Here is a 20,095-nt window from a genome sequence, read left to right on the forward strand (position 1 = left end):
TGCGCAAGGCGCGCTTTCAGTGCGACGGCGGCGATGACGGCGCGGCGTGGGCGCTCGTCGCGCTGGCGCTGGCAGCCCCGGGTTGCACCAGTTGCCCCTCGTGCCGCCGCCCCAGCCACCATCCCAGCCCGGCCCAGCCCAGCGCCAGTGCGGCACCCGCCAGCGCCACCGTGGCAGGATGCCCCGACAGCGCATCGATCCCGGTCTTGACCCATGCGCTGACCGCATCACCAGCGCGATAGACCGCGGTGTCGATCACGTTCTTGGCCTTGTACTTGGTTTCCGGGTCGACCACGGTGAACAGCATCTCGCGCCCGGGGCGCAACAGCGCGTATTCGCCCACGCGGCGCAGGATCATCACGCCGGCCAGCACGCCGAAGGTCGGCAGCAGCGCCAGCACCAGGAAACCGCCCGCGACCGCCAGCGGCACCGCGGTGAGCAGCAGCGAAACGCCGTAGCGGCGCGCCATGCGACCGGTGAAGAACAGCTGGACCAGGATGGTCAGCGCCTGCACGGTGGCGTCCAGCGCGCTGAAAACCTGGGTCTGGCGGGTGCGGTCGGGAAAGGTTTCGGACACCAGCCGCGCCTGTTCGAAATACAAAAAGGTGCTGGCGGTGGCCAGCAGGATCACGAACAGGCCGATGCCAAGCAGGTAGCGCGAGCGCAGCAACAGCGATAGCCCGGCAAACAGCCCGCCGCCGACGGGGTTGGCAGGATCGTGCGCATCCGCCGCGGCCTGGGCCTCGCCAGCCAAAGCCTGGCCCGCACCGGCGCGGCGGCGCCAGCCGAACAGCCAGCCCACGCCGGGCAGCGTCGCCGCCAGCAGCGCGGCGGACAACAACATCAGCCCGGTTAGCCCGATCTGCGGCACCAGCCAGCCGCCCAGCACCGGCCCGGTCAACCCGCCCGCGCTGGCGCCGGCGGCCAGCAGCGCGAACAGGCGCCGCGCCTGCTCGGGCCGGAACACGTCAGCCATCAGGCTCCACGCCACCGAGACCACGAACAGGTTGAACACCGACAGCCACACGTAGAACACGCGCGCCAGCCAGACGTTGTCCGGCAGCGCGCGCGTGGCCAGCGCAAAGCCGAGCAGGTTGGCGATGAAGAAGGCGTACACCCACGGCACGAAGCGCCGCCGCGGCAGCCATGCACAGACAGCGCCGTACACCGGGATCGCCGCCAGCATCACCACGAACGTGGCGGTGAACAGCCACTGCAGATTCTTCACGCCGCCGGCGATGCCCATGGTCTCGCGCACCGGACGCAGCATGAAATAGCTGGCGAACAGGCAGAAGAAAAACAGGAAGCCGGCCACCACCGCGCCGGCCTCGCCAGGGCGGATGCCGAAGCTGCGCCGCAGCCGCGCCACGCCACCGGAGGCGGGCGGATCGGGAACAGCGGGATCGTCCACGGCGCGGGCGCCTCGCGCGTCAGGCCAGCAGCGCGGCGATGCGCTCGCGCTGGCCGGGATCGGGCATGCGGCCCAGCCCCGCGCCCAAGTTGTCGGCCATATTGCGCGGCTTGGAGGTGGCCGGGATGGCCGCGGTCACGGCCGGATGGCTGACGATGAACTTGAGGAAGAGCTGGCCCCAGGAGCCACAGTCGATATCGCCGGCCCAGGGCGGCAGCGGGCGGTCCTTGACGGCGCGGAAGAGGCGCCCGTCCTGGAACGGCCGGTTCGCCAGCACCGCCACGCCGCGCGACTCGCACAGCGGCAGCAGCGTACGCTCGGCATTGCGCTCGGCGATGGAATAGTTGACCTGGACGAAATCGATGCGCTCGCTGCGCACGATCTTTTCCAGCGCTTCGTGCGCGTCTTCGCGGTAATGGGTGATGCCCAGGTAGCGGATGCGCCCCTGTTCCTTCAGCTCGCGCAGCCAGCGCAGGTTGGCCTGCCAGTCGATCAGGTTGTGCACCTGCAGCAGGTCGACCTTGTCCACGTGCAGGTCCGCGAGCGAATGGGCCCACTGCGCCTGCGCGGGGGCGCCGGCCGGGGCCGAAATCTTGGTGGCCAGGAACACGCGGTTGCGGGCATTGGCCGCGCGCAGCAGGTCGCCGGTCACGGCCTCGGCGGTGCCGTAGCTGGGCGCGGTGTCGACCACCGAGCCTTCGGTCTGCAGCAGCAGGCCCATCACCTCGGCCAGCGGCTTGCGGTCGGCAGCGGTGGCCCCGGCGTTGAAGGTGTCGGCGGTGCCCATGCCGATCACGGGCAGGGCTTCGGTGGTGCCCGGAATGTTGCGGCGCATCGGCGCGGCCACGGTGGCGGCGCCAGCGGGCACGACGGCGCCAAATCCGGCGGTGGCGGCCAGCCCGGCGGCCAGGCCAAGGAAGGAGCGGCGGTCGATCGACATGGGGCGGTTCCCGGCGAGTCACACTGGTTGACCTTAGGCGCTGGCTGTAGGGTTGTAAACCGTTGCTTCAGAGCCAGTGCGCAAAGGGCCGGGCGGGGGCAAGGCAATCCCGGTTGCTGCCGGGGCCTCGCGGTGCGCCCCCGTCGAAAGGGGGGGCGCGGAAGGGAAACGCTCAGATCACCGTGGCCAGCCCCAGCGTCAGCAGCAGCGCCACCACCGAGATGATGGTTTCGCACACCGACCAGGTCTGGAAGGTCTGGGTCACGGTCATGTTGAAGTACTCCTTGACCAGCCAGAAGCCGCCGTCATTGACGTGCGACAGGATCAGCGAGCCCGCACCGGTGGTCAGCACCAGCAGCTCGGGCCGGGTGCCCGGCACGCTGGCCGCGATCGGCGCGACGATGCCGGCGGCGGTGGTCATGGCCACCGTGGCCGAGCCGGTGGCGATACGGATCATCACCGCCACCAGCCAGCCCAGCACCAGCACTGACACGTTGGCGCCGGTGGCGACGTCGACGATGGCGGTGGAGATGCCCGAGTCGCGCAGGATGCGGCCGAAGCCACCGCCGGCGCCGACCACCAGCGTGATGATGGCGGTGGGCGCCACGCACTCGTTGGTGAACTTGAGGATCATCTCGCGATTGAAGCCGCGCGCCTTGCCGAAGGTGTAGAAGCTCACCAGCGCGGCGATCAGCAGTGCCATCACCGAGTTGCCGATCAGTTTCAGGAAGTCGTTGGCAAAGGTCTTGGGCGTGGTGAACACGTCCGCCCAGCTGCCGATCAGCATCAGGATCACCGGCAGCAGGATGGTGAACACCGTAATGCCAAAGCTCGGCAGATGGTGCGATTCCTTGACGCTCTCATCCTCTTCGGTGAACTGGTCTGCCAGCGGGTTGACCTCGGGCAGCTTGACGTAGCGGTCCATCAGCTTGGCGAACAGCGGGCCAGCGAGCGCGGCCGTCGGGATGCCGACGATCAGCGCATACATGATGGTCTTGCCGATATCGGCGCCATACGCCGTCACCGCCAGCAGCGCGGCCGGGTGCGGCGGGATGAGGCCGTGCACCACCGACAGGCCGGCCACCATCGGGATGCCGACCAGCACCATCGACGTGCCGGTACGCTTGGCCACGTTGAAGGCGATCGGCACCAGCAGCACGAAGCCCACCTCGAAGAACACCGGCAGGCCGACGATAAAGGCGATGGTCGCCATTGCCCAATGGACGTTCTTTTCGCCGAAGAAATCGATCAGCGTGCGCGCGATGCGCTCGGCGCCGCCGGACTCGGCCATCATCTTGCCGAGCATGGTGCCCAGGCCCACCACCAGCGCAATATGGCCGAGCGTGCCGCCGACACCGGCTTCAAAGGACTTGACGATGTCGCCCATCGGCATGCCCACGGCAAAGCCGAGCAGCACCGAGACGACGACCAGGGTAATGAAGGGGTTGAGCTTGTAGCGCGCGATCAGCACCACGAGGGCGATCACGGCGATCAGCGCATACACCAAGAGCGTGGTTCCGGTGACGGCACCCATATTGTCTCCTTGCGTGGAAAAAAAGCCGCTTGTGGCGGCAGCGGTTCAGGTTTTTTGGTTTTCGCCCCTCTCCCGCTTGCGGGAGAGGGGCGGGGGAGAGGGCAGGAGGTTCCATGGCCGGCGGCGCATCATGGATATGCCCGGCCCTCTCCCACGGCCCCTCTCCCGTTTCATGGGAGAGGGGAGCACACCCTCAGCGATGGCAAGCAGGCAGCAGGCTCAGGCCGCCGGCTTCTTGTAGGCGATGCAGTCCACTTCGACCTTGCAGTCCACCACCATGCTCGACTGCACGCAGGCGCGCGCCGGGGGATTGGCGCCGAAGTATTCCTTGAAGATCCTGTTGAACGAGGCGAAGTCGCGCGCATCGTCCAGCCACACGCCGCAGCGCACCACGTGCTCGGGGCCGTAGCCGGCCTCGGCCAGGATCGCCAGCACGTTTTTGATGGCCTGGTGGGTCTGCGCGACGATGCCGCCGTCGATGACTTCGCCGTTGACCATCGGCACCTGGCCGGAAACGTAGAGCCAGCCGTCGGCCGCGACCGCGCGGGCAAAGGGCATGTGCTGGCCGCCGGTGCCGGTGCCACCTTCGACGCCGAATCGTTTGATATCCATGGGAACTCCTGGAATTTGTTGCAGGGAAAAGATTGAGAAAGGAAGCCGGGGTCAGGCCGCGCCGCGCGCCAGGAACCTGCCGGCGCGCACGCCGGTGCTCTGGCGCTGCTGCCATGACAGCTCGCCGTTGACCCAGACCGCGGCAATGCCTTCGGCCGGTTGCATCGGATCGGTGAAGCTGGCCGCGTCGCGGATGGTGGTCGCGTCGAACAGCACCAGGTCGGCCCAGTAGCCTTCGCGCACGAAGCCGCGCTGGTGCAGGCCGAAACGCTCGGCGGACAGGCCGGTCATCTTGTTGACGGCCACCGTCAGCGGGAACAGCTCGCGGTCGCGCGCATAGTGGCCCAGCACGCGCGGGAACGCGCCCCACAGGCGCGGATGCGGCAGCGGGTCGTTGGGCAGGCCGTCGGAGCCGACCACAGTGGCGGGGTGGCTCAGGATGCGGTCGACGTCGGCATCCTCCATGCAGTGGTAGACCGCGCCCGCGGGCATCAGCCGGCGCGCGGCCTCGTGCAGGTCGACCTGCCATTCGGCGGCGATATCGGCCAGCAGCCGGCCGCCCATCTCGGGCGCGCCTTCGGACCAGGTCACCATGATGTCGAAGTCGCTGGTGACCTGCTTCAGGTCCAGCGTGGACGAGCTGGCGGTGTAGGGGTAGCAGTCGCAGCCGACCGGCTGCCAGCGTTGCGCGCCGTCGAGGGCGTCGAGCACCTCGGTGCTGCGGCCCCAGTTGTCGACCCCCGCGCATTTCAGGTGCGAGATCACCACCGGCACGCGCGCATGGCGGCCGATGCGGAAGGCTTCGTCCATCGCGTCCAGGATCTCGGCGAACTCGCTGCGCAGGTGGGTGGCATAGAGCGCGCCGGCATTGGCCAGCGGTTCGGCCAGCGCCAGCACTTCCTCCGTCGGCGCGCTGAAGGCGTTGGCGTAGGCCAGGCCGGTGGACAGGCCGAGCGCGCCGTGCTGCAGCGCTTCTTCCAGCTGCGCACGCATCGCCGCGATCTCGGCCGGTGTGGCGGCGCGGTCGAAGCGGTCCATCTGGTTGCTGCGCAGCGCGGTGTGGCCGACCAGCGCGGCGACATTGACCGCCGGCTGCGCGGCCGCGACCGCATCGACGTAGGCCTTGAAATCCGGGTAGCGGAAGGCGTCGGCATGGCCGAGCAGGTTCATCGGGTCGGGCGGCTCGCCGGCCAGCGTCACCGGCGCGGCGCTGATGCCGCAGTTGCCGACGATTACCGTGGTGACGCCCTGCGACAGCTTGGGCGTCATCTCGGGCTGGCGCACGACGTTGGTATCGTCGTGCGTATGTACGTCGATAAAGCCCGGCGCAAGCACCAGGTCGTGGCCTTCGACCACGTGCGCGGCGGCATCGGGATCGATCGCGCCGGCTTCATCGATGCGCGCGATGCGGCCGTCGCGCAGCGCCACGTCGGCCAGGCGCGCGGTGGCGCCCGAACCATCGAGCAGCGTCACGCAGCGGATCAGGGTATCGAACAGGTGAGGCATGTCAGTCTCCAAGCGGCTGGCGGCTGTCAGGGCCGGTGCCGGGGCTGCCTTCGCCGCGGTGGCTGTCCAGCACGTACTTGAGCCGGCGCAGCCGCTCCTTGCTCTGGTCCTGCTGCAGCAGCGCGCACTGTGTGGCCAGCACGTCCAGCACCATCAGCATCGCGTAGCGCGACGCGGACGGCTTGAAAATGAAATCGGTCTCGAGCGTGCGCACCGGCAGCAGCACGTCGGCGCGCGCCGCCAGCGGCGAGCCCAGCGCGGTCACCGCGATCAGCCGCGCGCCGTATTCGCGCGCGATGTCGCAGCTGGCCAGCATCTCCGGCACGCGGCCGCTGGCCGAGAACGCCAGCACCACGTCGTCGCGGCTCAATGTCGCCGCCACCATCTTCTGCAGCAGGGCGTCCTGGTAGCTCGCCACCGGCTGTCCCAGTCGCGCCAGCCGGTGGCGCGCCTCGTCGGCCATGAACGACGAGCCGCCGCCCATGCCAAAAGCGTAGACCATGCGTGCGCCAAGCAACAGGCGCGCGGCCTGCTCGATGCGCTGCGCATCTATCAGGCCACGATTGACTTCGAGCGCGTTGATGATCTCGGCATGGATGCTGTCGGCCAGCGTGGCCGGGGCTTCTTCGCCGCCGGGCACGCCGCCCGGCTGCAGGAACCGCGCGCCCACCGCGGTGGCCTGCGCCAGCCGCAGCTTCAGGTCGCGCACGTCGCGGCAACCGATCGCCTTGGCAAAGCGGGTCACGCTGGCCTCGCTGACGCCGGCCTTGCGCGCCAGCTCGTTGATGCTGGCGGCGGCCGCGCCGGCCAGGTCTTCCAGCACCACCTGCGCGACCTTCTGCTCGGCCAGGCGCAGCGCGGGGCCGCGCTCGGCGATGCGGGTCAGGATGTCGAAGGGGGCGGTCATGGGCGGGCTGGTCGGGTCGGAAAGTGGTCCGGGCGCAATGTGGCGGAGTCTGCAGCCCCTTTGCACAGGGGCTATAACAGTGACTGGCGCCGCGTCGCGGACACCAGTCCGGAGGCTGCCGGGGCACACTTCGGTCCGACTGCGTGTTACTTTATAACAAGGATGAAATATCTTATTTTCAGGGCTATCATTACGTCAATCAGATTTTTTCAGGGTGATGACAAGGATGCGTGAAATAAAGTATCAGGCCGGCGTGATCGATCCGCTCAACAAGGCGCTGGGCCGGATGGAAGCCCCGCTGGCCCCGGATGCCGGCCAGACCGGCTGGAGCCTGCTGCAGGAAGAACTGAGCCTGCCGGCCGCGGTGCTTTATGAAGACCGGCTTGCGCACAACCTGGAATGGATGCGCCGCTTCATGAACGAATACGGCGTGCTGCTTGCGCCGCATGGCAAGACCACGATGGCGCCCAAGCTGTTCGCGCGCCAGCTGGGCGCGGGCGCGTGGGGCATCACGCTCGCCACCGCGCACCAGACCGCCGCGGCACAAGCGCATGGCGTCAAGCGCGTACTGATGGCCAACCAGCTGGTGGGCCGGCGCAATATGGAAATCATCGCGGACCTGCTGCGCGATCCGGAGTTCGAGTTCTTCGCGCTGGTGGATTCGGCCGCGCTGGTCGACCAGCTCGGCAAGTTCTTCAGCGAGCGCGGGCAGAAGCTGCAGGTCTTGCTGGAGCTTGGCGTGGAAGGTGGGCGCACCGGCGTCCGCGATGACGCCCAGCAGCAGGCCGTGCTCGACGCACTGGCGCGCTGGCCGGATGCGCTGTCGCTGGCGGGCGTGGAGATCTATGAAGGCGTGCTGCAGGAAGAGGCCGATATCCGCCGCTTCCTGCAGCGTACCGTCGCGGTCACGCGGCAACTCGCAAAGGACGGCCGCTTTGGCCGCAGCCCGGTGGTGATGTCGGGCGCGGGGTCGGCCTGGTACGACGTGGTCGCCGAGGAATTCGCGCGCACCGACATCGGCGCGCCAATCGACATCGTGCTGCGCCCGGGCTGCTACCTGACGCACGACGTGGGCATCTACCGCGCCGCGCAGCAGCGCATCCTGGCCAGCAACCCGGTCGCGCAGAAGATGCGCGAAGGCCTGCTGCCGGCGCTGCAGCTATGGGCCTATGTGCAGTCGATCCCCGAGCCGAACCGCGCCATCATCGGCATGGGCAAGCGCGACGCGGCCTTCGACGCCGGCATGCCGATCCCGGCGCGGCTGTATCGCCCGGGCAGCGAGGCGCCGATGGATGTGCCTGCGCACTGGGAGGTCACCGGCATGATGGACCAGCACGCGTACCTGAAGATCCAGCCGGGCGACGACGTGCAGGTCGGCGACATGATCGCCTTCGATATCTCGCACCCGTGCCTGACCTTCGACAAGTGGCGCCATATCCCGGTACTCGACCGCGACCTGCGCGTGATCGACATCGTGCAAACCTTCTTCTGAGGTGGGCTGCCCCATGAGCATCGATATCCTGGCCTATGGCGAGCCGCTGGTGGAGTTCAACCAGCTGCCCGACGATCCGTCGCGCTACCTGCAAGGCTTTGGCGGCGACACTTCCAACTTCTGCATCGCGGCCGCGCGCCAGGGTGCCAGCACGGGCTATATCTGTGCCGTTGGTGCCGATACCTTCGGCGAGCGGCTGCGCGCGCTGTGGACGCAGGAGCGGGTCGATACGCGCAACGTGTACGTCGACCCGGGCGCGCCGACCGGCGTCTACTTTGTCACGCACGACAACCACGGCCACCGTTTCGACTACCTGCGCGAAGGCTCGGCCGCGAGCCGCTACCAGCATGAGCAGTTGCCGCTGGGCGCCATTGCCGCGGCACGCTACCTGCATCTGTCCGGCATCAGCCTGGCGATCAGCACCAGCGCCTGCGATGCCGGCCTGGCGGCGATGGAGCATGCGCGCAAGGCCGGGGTCAAGGTTTCGCTCGACACCAACCTGCGGCTGCGGCTGTGGTCGCTGGCCCGCGCACGCGGCATCATGCGCGAGGCCTTTGCGTTCACCGACGTGTGCCTGCCGAGCTGGGACGACATCACGGTGCTGACCGGGCTGGACGACCGCGATGCCATCGCGGACTACCTGCTTGGCTGCGGCATCGGACTGGTCGCGCTGAAACTGGGCGAAGAGGGCGCTTATGTCGCCACGCCTGAATCGCGCACGCTGGTGCCGCCGTACCCGGTCAAGCCGGTCGATGCCACCGGCGCGGGCGACTGCTTCGGCGGCAGCTTTATCGCGCGCCTGTCCGCGGGTGCCGATCCTTTCGAGGCGGCGCGCTACGCCAACGTGGCGGCGGCGCTGTCCACCACCGGCTACGGCGCGGTGGCGCCGATCCCCGATTCGCAGACTGTGCTGGCACGCCTGGCGCAGTCGGTGTCGGTGATCGCGTGAGCCGACATCCCTGAAATCTCTGCGTTTTTTTAACCATTCCTCCCGAGACAGCCACCATGCAAAACCAGACTTCCCCGCTGCTCCAACGCCTGGCCGACGTGCCGGTGATTCCCGTGCTGGAGTTCCACTCGGTCGACGAAGCCCTGCACGTGTGCGAGGCGCTGGTCACCGGCGGCCTGCCGCTGCTGGAAATCACGCTGCGCACGCCGGTGGCGCTGGAGGCGATCAAGGCCGTGGCCGCCGCGCTGCCGCAGGCTTGCGTGGGGGCGGGCACGGTGCTCACCGTCGATCAGCTGCACGCCGTGCGCGGCGCGGGGGCGCAGTTTGCCGTGTCGCCGGGGCTGACGCCGGCGCTGGCCGCGGGCGCGCAAGGGGCGGGGATCTCGCTGCTGCCGGGCGTGGCCACCGCCAGCGAGGCGATGGCGGCGCTGGAAGCCGGCTTCACCTTCCTCAAGTTCTTCCCGGCGCAGGCCGCGGGCGGGGTGCCGATGCTCAAGTCGCTGGGCGGCCCGCTGCCGCAGCTGCGCTTCTGCCCGACCGGCGGCATCGACGTCGCGCTGGCGCCGTCCTACCTGGCGCTGCCCAACGTGGTGTGCGTGGGCGGTTCGTGGGTGGTGCCCAAGGATGCCGTCGCCAGCGGCGACTGGGGCCGTATCCGTACGCTGGCCGAGCAGGCGCGGGCGTTGCGCAAGCAAGGCTGAGCGCTGAAACAGGCCTTCGGCAGCAAAGCAAAACGGCACGCGCTGGCGTGCCGTTTTTTCATGTCGACGCGGTCTGGGACCGCGCCCGCGGGACTGGGTCCGGACAGCTTACTTGTGGCGGTCCGCCGAGCTTTCGAGCTTCTGGCCACCGCGCTGAATGTCCTGGCCGAGCCCCGCCATCGTGTTGCAGCCAGCCAACAGGGTGGCAAACAAAACGCACCAGATCCAACCTTTCTTCACGCCGGGCTCCTTTCGAGAATGTTGAGAATCGACGGATTCTTGTATTGAGGGTTTGCCGCAGATTTTACCGCTGCCGTGAGCGCCTTTGATATCTGGTATGTGCCAATTTGTAAATCGTGCAACGGACGCAACGGTGCCCGGGCGCTTCAGTCGGCGCTTTAGTCGACATTCCCCAGCAGTTCCTGCGCGCGTTGCTGGATAGCCGCATGGGTCTGCAGCAGCCAGGTGGCCGGGAACGGCTGTGCCAGCAGGTAGCCCTGCACGCTATGGCAGCCCCACGCGCGCACGGCGTCGAGTTGCTGGCGGCTCTCGATGCCCTTGGCACAGACCGCTGCGCCGGCACGGCGCGCCAGCAGGCAGGCGTCGCGCAGGCGGTCGGAACTGTCGCCGGGCTGGTCGGCATGGCCCAGGCGGCGCACGTCCAGCGTGACGCGGTCCGGCTGCAGCGCCGCCAGGGCGTGGCGGCAGCCAGTGCTGTCGTCGAAGTCGCCCAGCGCCAGCTGCATACCGCGGCGCCGCAATGCGGTGAAGCGGGCCAGGACGTCGGCGTCCGCCGGCACGGCGCTGGCCGGCACCTCGATGCACAAGCTTTGCGGCGCGATGCCGCCGGCGTCGAGAATGTGGACCAGCGCGTCTACCATCTGCGGGCGGTGCAGCTGGGCGCTGGAGGCCAGCAGGGTGAACTGCAGCGGGGCGATGCCGTCGGCGGCGCGTACCAGCGGCAGCACGCTCTCCAGCAACCAGCTGCCGATCGGCCCGACCAGCCCGAGCGCTTCCACCGCGGGCAGGAAATCCTGCGGCGCTACACGCCCCAGCGCCGGGTTGTGCCAGCGCAGCCGCACCGTATAGCCGCTGACCCTGGCGTCGGCAAAGTCGGCGCGTGGTTGCAGTTGCAGGCTCAGTTCGCCGCGCTCGAGCGCGGCGGGCAGGGCGGCCAGCAGCGGGGCGGCCGGGGGTGCCGCAGGCTTGTCGGCGCGCGCCAGGCCGGCGCCGCCCTGGCGGTCGACCCGCAGCATGGCGTCGAAGGCTTGCTGCAGGCTGCGCTCGGCCGGGATGTCCGCATGGTCTGCGGCCACGCCGATGCTGCAGGAGAGGAAGAGTTCAAAACCATCCAGCGAGAACGGCCGGCCCAGATCGTTGGCAATGCGGCTGGCCAGCGGCGCGGGGTCGACAGTGCCGTCAGGCAGCGCCGTGATCACGCCCAGGTCGGCCGCCGCTACCCAGTGCATGACGGCGCCCGGCGGCAGCAGGCCCACAATGCGGGCCACTACCAGGGCCTGCAGGCGGCCCGCGCGCTGCGCGCCCAGCGTTTCGCAGGCGCTGGCAAAACGGTCGAGCCGGATCGCCAGGATGGCCTCCGGCTGCCCGGCGCGGGTGCGGGTGCGGCGCGTCGCCAGCGCGGAGACCAGGCTGGCAGGGGCCGTGGCACTGACCGGGCCAGACGCTCCGGTCGGGCCATGCGGCACATTCGCGCCCCCGGCCGCACGCGCGGCGATGTCATCGGCGTCTGGATGCATGGATGGTATGGCGGACAGCAGATGATGGCGCTTGCGCTGGCCGCGTCTCCCTGTTTTGTCAGTTTGTGTATTTTTTGCAAGCCGCTGGCGCGGCATGGATTCCCCGTCCAGGCACCTGGCGAACCGTGCCTGCCGCAGCCGCGTGCCGGCCGCAGGGTCCGATCATAAGCCAAGGGAAGCGGCGGAGCACTGGAAGTTGCGGGCACAGTGACCGGTCCGCAACTTTCATCTGACGCCGATCAAAGCCGCATCAGGAGGACCGAAGGTTGACTCTGCCGCGCGGTTCCGGCAGTGGGGAGGAACACCGTCCGGGCATGGCCCTCGCGGCTCAGCCCGTGGTTTCTTCCTCCGGCCCGTCTTGCGGCGGCAGGCGCGCGGCCAGCACCTTGTCGATGCGCTTGCCGTCCATGTCGACGATCTCGAAGCGCCAGTCGCCCCATTGCACCGTGTCGGCGACCTGGGGCAGGCGGCCGAGCAGCAGCAACAGCATGCCGGACAACGTGTGGTAGCGCTCCTTTTCTTCTTCCGGCACCTGGCGCAGGCCGATGCGGTCCTTCAGTTCCGGGATCGGGATCAGGCCGTCGAGCAGCCACGAGCCGTCCTCGCGCTGCACCGCCCATTCCTCGCCGGCGGCATCGGCCTTGAATTCACCGGTGATGGCCTCGATCAGGTCCTGCAGCGTGACCAAACCCAGCACCTCGCCGTACTCGTCGATGACAAAGGCGATCTGGCCGCCGGAGCCGCGGAAGTTCTCCAGCAGTTCCATGCCGGTCACGCTTTCCGGTACGAACACCGCCGGCGTCAGCACGGCCAGGAGGTCGGCTTGTTCGCCGCGCAGCCGGCGCGCCAGCAACTGGCGCGCGCTGACCACGCCGATGATGTCGTGCATGCCGCCGCGCACCACCGGGAAGCGCGAATGGTCCGATTCTTCGATGCGGCGCAGGTTCTCTTCCAGCGGCGCTTCCACGTCCAGGTAGACGACATCCCCGCGCGGCACCATCAGGGATGCCAGCTGGCGGTCGTCCAGGCGGAACACGTTGCGCACCATGGTGTGCTCGTGCTGCTCGATCACGCCGGCCTCGGAGCCCTCGACCAGCAGCGCATGGATTTCTTCCTCGGTCACGCCCGGGCCGCGATCGACCTTGGTGCCCAGCAGCCGCAGCACCAGCCGCGTGGAGCTGGACAGCAGCTTGACGAACGGGGTGGAAGCGACGGCCAGCCAGCCGATCGGGCGTGCCACCAGCCGCGCGATGGCTTCAGGGGCCATCTGGCCCAGGCGCTTGGGCACCAGTTCACCCAGCACGATGGAAAAGTAGGTCAGGCCGGCCACCACGATGGCGGTTGCCACATAGCCGGAGGTGCCCGCGGCCAGGCCAAAGCCCTGCAGCCAGAGGCCAAGCGGCTGCGCCAGCGTGGATTCGCCGACCACGCCGTTGAGCACGCCGATCGACGTGATGCCGATCTGCACCGTGGACAGGAAGCGCGTGGGGTCCTCGCCCAGCTGGACCGCGGCAATGGCGCCACGGTCACCGTTCTCGATCTGGCGCTGCAGACGTGCTTTGCGGGCCGTGACCAGCGCGATCTCGGACATGGCGAACAGGCCGTTGAGCAGAATCAGCGCCAGCAGTATGGCAATTTCCATCAGGGTGCGCGCCCTTTGCGTGTGAGTTGAAAGCACCAAGCATACCATCCGCACATGACGACTCGGCGCCGGGCCGGCTGGCGATGGTGGCCGCGGCTGCCGCGGTCGGCGTAGCGATAACCAATGGATATAGCTCGTTGCCTAATATTCAATAGATAGTTATCGTTGGCTGCGCCAAACTTCTGTCCGTGGCAGCACCTGTGCCGCCATGCAAAAAGCCTGGATCCCACAGGCGTGCGAATCACAAGGAGACAGAATGGACAACCGATGGACGGCCGTGCTGGTGGAGAAATTCGGCCATAGCTTCAGCGCTTACGAACTGGCTGGCGGTCAGCGCCGCTTCAGCGTGCAGTTGCCGGACTATCCCCATGAATTCGTGGTGGACCGCGAGCGCCTGTGTGGCTACGTCGGCCACTATGGCGTGCAGACCTTCGCGCATGCCGGCGACGGCGGCGCCGCGGTGATCGCAGTCGACCTGATGCGCGGCGCGGTCGGGGCACGGCTCGATTGCTCGCCCTATCACCGCATCCATGGCCTGCAGATCGACCGGCAAGGGCGCGTCTACGCGTTGAGCGAGCGCGACAATATGCTGCTGGTGTTCGAGGCGCCGCTGGAGCGCCCGGTGCCGGACCGCGCCGTGCCGGCGGGCGGGGTGAAAAGCCATCTGTTTGTGTTGTCGGCCGATGGCGAGCGGGCCTACGTGACCAACCTGCTGTCGCATACCGTGACACTGGTGCACCCCTACGATGCCACCCGCGCACCGCGCGCGGCCAACGCCGGCAGGCGCCCGGAGGGCTGCTGCCTGAGCCGCGACGAAGCAGCGCTCTACGTCGCCAGCCGCGACGATCACACTCTCACCCGGCTGGACGCGCGCACGATGGAAGCGCTGCGCACGGTGCCGACCGGCGAGGACCCCACCCGTATCTACTGGTCGCCGGACGATCGCCTGTTCGTGCTCAACTACGGCGAGCGCAGCATCCGCATTTTCGATCCCGACACGCTCGCCGAAACCGGTCGGGTCGATACCGGCGCGAAGCCGATCGCGCTCGCCTTTCATCCCGCAGACCCGAGCCGCGCCTATGTCGCGCTCAACGACCACACCGTCGGCCAGCTTGACCTGCCTGGCCTGACCCTGCGCCATGCCTTCACTACCGGCAAGGAACCGGACGGCCTTGCCATCCTGGCTTTGCCGCCGCGGTAGCCAGCGGGCGTTTCAACCGACTAGGCCGCGAAGGCAGCGCAGAAGCCGGCGGCTGATACCAGAAATCAGTACGGAGACAGAATATGAAAGGCTTGGACCAAGCCGGCGCCGGCACGTCCGTCGCCATCGATGCGGCACCCGTTACCGGTGCCGCCAGCATTCCCGCCCAGCGCTGGTGGCGCATCATCCCGCCGATCCTGATGGTCTGCATCGTCTCGTACATGGATCGCGTCAATATCGCCTTCGCGATGCCGGGCGGGATGGGCGACGCGCTCGGCATCGGCGCCAGCATGGCCGGCCTGGCCGGCGGCATTTTCTTTGTCGGCTATCTCTTCCTGCAGATTCCCGGCGGCAAGCTGGCCGTGCGCGGCAGCGGGCGCAATTTCATCGCCTGGTCGATGCTGGCCTGGGCCGTCATTTCGGTGCTGACCGGACTTGTGCGCAACGAGGCCGAACTACTGATTCTGCGCTTTGCGCTGGGGGTGGCCGAGGGCGGCATGCTGCCGGTGGTGCTGACCATGGTCGGCAACTGGTTTCCCGATCACGAACGCGGACGCGCCAACGCCCTGGTGATCCTGTTCGTGCCGATCGCCGGCATCATCACCGCGCCGCTGTCGGGCCTGGTGATCGCGGCGCTCGACTGGCGCTGGCTGTTTATCGTGGAAGGCCTGATTTCGCTGGCCTGCCTCGGGGTGTGGTGGAAGCTGGCCTGTGACCGGCCGGAGCAGGCGCGCTGGATTTCGGCCGAAGAGAAGGCTTATCTGCTGGCCCGCCTGCGCGAGGAAGAGCAGCAGGCGGCCGCCGCTGGCGCGGACGTGGGGCAGGGTGCGGGCGGCACGCGGGCGGTGTTGGCGCATATCCTGTCGCAGGACGTGATCTGGCGTCTGATCGCCGTCAATTTTCTCTACCAGATGGGGATCTACGGCTACACGCTGTGGCTGCCCACCATCCTGAAGGGCCTGACTGGAGGCGGCATGGGGCAGGTCGGCATGCTGGCCGTGCTGCCGTATCTGGGCACCATGGCCGGCATCCTCGCGATCTCCTCGCTGTCCGACCGCACCGGCCGGCGCAAGGCTTTCGTGGTCTGGCCGCTGCTGGGTTTCGCCGCCTGCCTGGCCGGTTCGGTCTGGTGGCACGACAATACCTGGCTGTCCTATGGCCTGCTGGTCGGCAGTGGCTTCTTCCTGCAGTCCGCAGCGGGGGTGTTCTGGACCCTGCCACCGCGGCTGCTGGCCGCCGAGCACGCGGGGGTGGCGCGCGGCGTGATCAATGCGCTCGGCAACCTGGGCGGATTCTGCGGCCCTTACGCGGCGGGCGTGCTGATCGAGCGCGTCGGCGCGGGCGCCGGTGTCTACCTGCTGGTCGCCGCGCTGCTACTGGCCAGCGCCCTGGCCGCTACCTTGCCGGGGCGGTGCCGATGAACCGGGGAGCAAACGGGGCGCTGCCCCGAGGCCTGGCCATCGTCGACGCGCACCACCACCTGTGGCAACTCGGTCGCGGCCGCTATCCCTGGCTGCAGGATGAATACCGGCCGCAGGCCTTTTTTCTCGGCGATTACCAGGCCCTGCGCAGCGATTACCTGGAGGCCCAGTACGCGCATGACACCAGCGCCGTCGCCGTGCTGGCCACCGTGCATGTAGAGGCCGAACGCGAGCGCAGCGAAGCCGTCGACGAGACCGCGTGGCTGCACCGCCAGGCCTGGCGCCCCGGCATGGCTGCAGCGGTGGTGGCCTACGCGCCGTTCGGGACTCCTGGGTGCGCCGAACTGCTGGCGCGCCAGGCTGGCTTCGCGCGGGTCAGGGGGACGCGATGCAAACCGCTGACCGCGGCGGCACCGGGCGAGTCGGTGGCCGGCCGCCCGGGGTCGATGCAGGACCAGGACTGGCTGGATGACCTGGCGCGGCTGGAACGCCATGGCCTGTCGTGGGACCTGCGGGTACCGTTCTGGCATTTGCGCGAGGCGGCCCAGGTGGCGGCGGCCTTGCCGGGGGTGCTCATTGCGCTCAATCACGCGGGCCTGCCGCTGGATCGCTCGGAGGAGGGCCTGACTTGCTGGCGCGCCGGCATGGAGGCGCTGGCTGATTGCGCCAATGTGTCGGTCAAGCTGTCGGAGTTCGGGCTGGCCGGCGGGCGCTGGGATGCGCAGGGCAACCGCCGCATCGTGCGCGAGGTTCTGGCGATATTCGGGCATGAGCGGGCGATGTTCGGCAGCAACCTGCCGGTCTCGGGCCTGAGCGCGGACTTCGGTACGATCCTCGGCACGGTGTGCGAGGCGCTGCCGGATCCTGTGTCCAGGCAGCGCGTGCTGGCCGGGAATGCGGCGAGGTTCTATCGCATTGCGCCGGCGCAAATGATGACGTTCCCGCAAGCGTGAGAGGGGAGCAAACCAGCGGCAACGAACACGCCCACTACGCTGCCAGCCGCCGCACGCATGCTATAAAAACCGATCTTCGCCCAAGCCTCGCCCGAGCGGCCACCATGCCAGACCTCTCCGCCCCCCTCTCCAGCGCTGCCACGCTGCGCAAACGCCTGCATATGCGGCATCTGCGCCTGGCCCTGGCCCTGGCCGAGCACCGCTCGCTGCGGCGCGCCGCCGCACAGATGGCGCTGTCCCAGCCAGCCGTCACCAAGGCATTGCACGAGCTCGAGAGCGTGGTCGGCACGCTGCTGTTCACGCGCCATGCGCGCGGCATCGAGCCGACGGTATTCGGCGAGGCGCTGATCCGCTACGCGCGCGTGGTGCTGGCCGACCTGGATGCCCTGCATGATGAATTTGCCGCCATCGCCGCGGGCGAGGTGGGCAAGGTGCGGCTCGGCTCGATCCTGGCCCCGGTGCCTTCGGTGCTGTCCGGCGTCATCAACGCGCTCAAGGCGCGCTATCCGCATTTGCATATCGTGATGCAGGTCGACACCAGCGACGTGCTGGTACAGGCGCTGCGGCAGGATGCGCTGGACGTGGTGATCGGACGCATCCCCGAGGGTACGATGGCCGACGATCTCGACTTCGAGCCACTGTTCGAGGAGTCGCTGGCCATCGTGGCGCGTGCCGGCCATCCGCAGGCAGGCAAGCGCAGCGTCAAGCTGGCTTCCCTGGCTGGCTATCCCTGGATTATCCCGCCAGCGGCCGTGCCGATGTGGCAGATCATCGACCAGACTTTCCGCGACAACCGCGTGCCGCTGCCGGAAGACATCATCGAGACCTCGTCGATCATGGGCACGCTGCCGCTGCTGGCGGACAGTGACCGCATTGCCGTCGTGCCGGGTGCCATCGCGGACTACTTCGGCTCGCTGGGCGCGCTGGCAATGCTGCCGGTGCCGATGCGCGGGCGGCTGGTGCCCTACGGGATCGTGGTGCGCCGGCGGCGGGCGGCCACGCCGGCCATGCGCCTGCTGATCGACGCAGTGCGCGCGGCGGGGCCCGGCGATCCGCATGCCACTGAATTGGAGCCACTACCTGCCAGGTAATGGTTATTCGCCGCGGTGCATGCTGTAATGCATCCCATGGAGACGCTGACCCCCGCTTCCGAAGCCACCCTCGACTTCCCCGGCCTGCTGCGCTACTGGCGCGGCAAGCGCGGCTACAGCCAGCTGGCGCTGTCCCTGGCCGCCGGGGTGTCGCAGCGCCACATCTCCTTCCTGGAATCCGGCCGCGCCCGCCCCAGCCGCGAAATGGTGCTGGCGCTGGCCGACCGGCTGGGCGTGCCGCTGCGCCAGCGCAACCGGCTGCTGCTGGCCAGCGGCTTTGCCCCGGCCTATAGCGAACACGCGCTGGCCTCGCCGCCGCTGCAGATGGTGCAGCAGGCGATCACGCTGATCCTGTCCAAGCAGGAGCCTTACCCGGCCGTGGTGCTGGACCGGTTCTGGAACCTGGTGGACGCCAACGGGGCCTACCGGCGCATGCTCGACACGCTGCTCGACGGCCGCGCGCCGGCGTCGCTGTCGGACGAGGAAAACGCCGGGCGGCGGCGCATCAACCTGATGCTGACCGTGTTCGATCCCGAGGGCCTGTGGCCGGTGATCGAGAATGCCCGCCAGGTCGGCCGCTACCTGGTGCGGCGCGTCTGGCAGGAGTTGCAGGTGCAGGCCCACGACCAGACCGCGCGCGAGATCTTCCGGCGCATCGCCGCCTGGCATCCCGACATGGTGGGGCCGGGCGGCGTGCTGCTGCCCGAGGACGACGGCGCCGAGGGCTCGCCGCCGCCGGTGCTGCCGGTGGTGCTGCACGCAGGCGCGTTCCGCGCGTCGCTGTTCTCGACGCTGACCACGCTCGGCATTCCGCAGGACATCACCCTGCAGGAGCTGCGCATCGAATGCTTCTTCCCGGCGGACGACGGCACGCGCGCCCTGTTTGAAGCGCTGGGCGAGGCGGACGGTGCCGCCGTCAGAAGCGGTAGCGCAGGTAGATGACGTGGAAGGTGGTGCCGGGATTGGGGTCCTTGATGCCGGCGTTGGACAGGTGCTGGTAGCGGTAGCCCGCGGTAAAGCGGCGGTCCTTGCCGACCGTCACGCCGATGCCGGCATATTCCGAGAACTGGAAGGCGGTGGAGATGACGTGGTCATCCGAGGTACGCGTGCCGGTCAGCAGGCGCGGCCCGACCGACAGTTCCAGGAACGGCACCCAGTTGTGGCGCCACCACGCGATGCGCACCACCGGCGAGGCGCCGAACTCCCACAGGTCGTTCGGGTTGTGATCGCTGTTGCTGAACCAGCGCGCGACATTGACTTCCCATTGCAGGTCAACCTGCCAGCCCTGCGGATTGCCCCAGGCCCAGCCTGAATCCCACAGCAGGGCGACCTCGGCCTTCTGTACATCATGGTCATTGTCAAAGCCGTAGTTCAGCTGCACGGCCGGCGCGGCGCGGGCCGCGGAGCCCAGGCACAAGGGCAGCGTTACCAGCGCCGCGAGGGCCGCGTGGCGCGCCCGGCGTCGCGGCAGCCATCGCGGCTGCGCTCGCGGGGATGGCGTGGGGTCAAAGGAGGAACAACTCGCATGGCGGTCTGGCCTGGCTTCTTGATCTTGTCGGAGCATGGGAAGCACGGAGAAACGATGCTGCGTGGTTGTCAGGCGTGGCATGGCCCGGCAGCCGCGACGGCGCCGCTTGCGTAGGCTCAGCCTCCTTAACCTATTTGTAGTACACGGCGACGCGCGTTGCAGCGCCGAGGGGGGGCGCTGCGGAGAGCAAATAGAAAAATTCAATCGTGCTAACATTCGCGGGCCGGTGCCGGCCGCAGGGCCGCACCGGTACGTTACGTCTTCAGGGCGGGGTGAAAGTCCCCACCGGCGGTATGCCGCGGTGCGCAATGCGTGCCCGGCGAGCCCGCGAGCGCTCGCATTCCCGTGCGAGGTCAGCAGACCTGGTGAGAGGCCAGGGCCGACGGTCATAGTCCGGATGAAAGAAGATGGGCGGAGCTTGCCCGCGTGGCCTGGCGCATTTGCCCTGGC

18 protein-coding genes and 1 riboswitch are annotated in these 20,095 nt (G+C 68.5%); of the genes, 8 read left to right on the forward strand and 10 right to left on the reverse strand.

Annotation, left to right across the window (positions count from 1 at the left end; translation table 11 throughout):
* Nucleotides 1-16: 16 nt before the first annotated feature.
* The 6 genes from AC10V3_RS27100 to AC10V3_RS27125 all read right to left on the reverse strand — a co-directional run bounded on the left by AC10V3_RS27100 (nucleotide 17) and on the right by AC10V3_RS27125 (nucleotide 6,910).
* A complete protein-coding gene (locus AC10V3_RS27100; RefSeq protein ID WP_490924283.1) occupies nucleotides 17-1,411 on the reverse strand; it encodes an NTP/NDP exchange transporter in 1,395 nt (464 codons plus the stop codon).
* Between the two features lie 19 nt (nucleotides 1,412-1,430).
* Complete coding sequence (locus AC10V3_RS27105; RefSeq protein WP_454753049.1) at nucleotides 1,431-2,351, reverse strand: aldo/keto reductase; 921 nt, start codon at nucleotides 2,349-2,351, stop codon at nucleotides 1,431-1,433.
* Between the two features lie 172 nt (nucleotides 2,352-2,523).
* Nucleotides 2,524-3,885, reverse strand: coding sequence for a GntP family permease (locus AC10V3_RS27110; RefSeq protein WP_022538445.1), 1,362 nt, complete (start codon nucleotides 3,883-3,885; stop codon nucleotides 2,524-2,526).
* 219 nt (nucleotides 3,886-4,104) lie between these two features.
* Nucleotides 4,105-4,497: a RidA family protein gene (locus tag AC10V3_RS27115; RefSeq protein WP_022538446.1), complete on the reverse strand. Its 393-nt coding sequence runs from the start codon at nucleotides 4,495-4,497 to the stop codon at nucleotides 4,105-4,107.
* Between the two features lie 51 nt (nucleotides 4,498-4,548).
* Nucleotides 4,549-6,003, reverse strand: coding sequence for an N-acyl-D-amino-acid deacylase family protein (locus tag AC10V3_RS27120; RefSeq protein ID WP_454753050.1), 1,455 nt, complete (start codon nucleotides 6,001-6,003; stop codon nucleotides 4,549-4,551).
* Between the two features lies 1 nt (nucleotide 6,004).
* Complete coding sequence (locus AC10V3_RS27125; protein WP_022538448.1) at nucleotides 6,005-6,910, reverse strand: MurR/RpiR family transcriptional regulator; 906 nt, start codon at nucleotides 6,908-6,910, stop codon at nucleotides 6,005-6,007.
* A 226-nt stretch (nucleotides 6,911-7,136) separates the two neighbouring features.
* On the opposite strand from AC10V3_RS27125, the gene AC10V3_RS27130 reads away from it, so the two are divergent.
* From AC10V3_RS27130 to AC10V3_RS27140, 3 genes are read left to right on the forward strand one after another with little or no spacing between them, the layout of a single operon-like run.
* Nucleotides 7,137-8,402: an amino acid deaminase gene (locus tag AC10V3_RS27130; RefSeq protein WP_454753051.1), complete on the forward strand. Its 1,266-nt coding sequence runs from the start codon at nucleotides 7,137-7,139 to the stop codon at nucleotides 8,400-8,402.
* A gap of 13 nt (nucleotides 8,403-8,415) precedes the next feature.
* Complete coding sequence (locus AC10V3_RS27135; protein WP_022538450.1) at nucleotides 8,416-9,351, forward strand: sugar kinase; 936 nt, start codon at nucleotides 8,416-8,418, stop codon at nucleotides 9,349-9,351.
* Nucleotides 9,352-9,407: 56 nt separating this feature from the next.
* Complete coding sequence (locus AC10V3_RS27140) at nucleotides 9,408-10,052, forward strand: bifunctional 4-hydroxy-2-oxoglutarate aldolase/2-dehydro-3-deoxy-phosphogluconate aldolase (RefSeq protein WP_454753052.1); 645 nt, start codon at nucleotides 9,408-9,410, stop codon at nucleotides 10,050-10,052.
* Between the two features lie 108 nt (nucleotides 10,053-10,160).
* Here the strand turns inward: AC10V3_RS27140 and AC10V3_RS27145 are convergent, their stop codons facing one another.
* From AC10V3_RS27145 to AC10V3_RS27155, 3 genes are all read right to left on the reverse strand, one after another.
* Nucleotides 10,161-10,292, reverse strand: a complete 132-nt coding sequence (locus AC10V3_RS27145) for an entericidin A/B family lipoprotein (protein ID WP_010814145.1) — start codon at nucleotides 10,290-10,292, stop codon at nucleotides 10,161-10,163.
* A gap of 158 nt (nucleotides 10,293-10,450) precedes the next feature.
* A complete protein-coding gene (locus AC10V3_RS27150) occupies nucleotides 10,451-11,809 on the reverse strand; it encodes a GGDEF domain-containing protein (protein WP_490924284.1) in 1,359 nt (452 codons plus the stop codon).
* A gap of 328 nt (nucleotides 11,810-12,137) precedes the next feature.
* A complete protein-coding gene (locus tag AC10V3_RS27155) occupies nucleotides 12,138-13,451 on the reverse strand; it encodes a hemolysin family protein (protein WP_454753054.1) in 1,314 nt (437 codons plus the stop codon).
* 256 nt (nucleotides 13,452-13,707) lie between these two features.
* Between AC10V3_RS27155 and AC10V3_RS27160 the strand changes: the two genes are divergently transcribed.
* From AC10V3_RS27160 to AC10V3_RS27180, 5 genes are all read left to right on the forward strand, one after another.
* Complete coding sequence (locus AC10V3_RS27160; protein WP_022538454.1) at nucleotides 13,708-14,652, forward strand: YncE family protein; 945 nt, start codon at nucleotides 13,708-13,710, stop codon at nucleotides 14,650-14,652.
* 83 nt (nucleotides 14,653-14,735) lie between these two features.
* Nucleotides 14,736-16,073, forward strand: a complete 1,338-nt coding sequence (locus AC10V3_RS27165; RefSeq protein WP_454753055.1) for an MFS transporter — start codon at nucleotides 14,736-14,738, stop codon at nucleotides 16,071-16,073.
* A complete protein-coding gene (locus AC10V3_RS27170; protein ID WP_454753056.1) occupies nucleotides 16,070-17,026 on the forward strand; it encodes an amidohydrolase family protein in 957 nt (318 codons plus the stop codon). Before AC10V3_RS27165 ends, AC10V3_RS27170 begins: the two co-directional genes overlap by 4 nt.
* A gap of 104 nt (nucleotides 17,027-17,130) precedes the next feature.
* Entirely contained in the window at nucleotides 17,131-18,117 is a 987-nt protein-coding gene (locus AC10V3_RS27175; RefSeq protein ID WP_454753057.1) for a LysR family transcriptional regulator, read from the forward strand.
* Nucleotides 18,118-18,153: 36 nt separating this feature from the next.
* Nucleotides 18,154-19,059 carry a helix-turn-helix domain-containing protein gene (locus tag AC10V3_RS27180; RefSeq protein WP_454753058.1) on the forward strand — a complete coding sequence of 302 codons (906 nt, stop codon included), beginning with the start codon at nucleotides 18,154-18,156 and terminating at the stop codon, nucleotides 19,057-19,059.
* Here the strand turns inward: AC10V3_RS27180 and AC10V3_RS27185 are convergent.
* Nucleotides 19,034-19,534: an acyloxyacyl hydrolase gene (locus AC10V3_RS27185; protein ID WP_374063713.1), complete on the reverse strand. Its 501-nt coding sequence runs from the start codon at nucleotides 19,532-19,534 to the stop codon at nucleotides 19,034-19,036. The two genes, AC10V3_RS27180 and AC10V3_RS27185, sit on opposite strands and share 26 nt — an antisense overlap.
* A gap of 365 nt (nucleotides 19,535-19,899) precedes the next feature.
* Nucleotides 19,900-20,058, forward strand: a riboswitch (FMN riboswitch).
* Nucleotides 20,059-20,095 lie beyond the last annotated feature (37 nt).

This window comes from Cupriavidus sp. PB-02 (genome assembly GCF_058252315.1).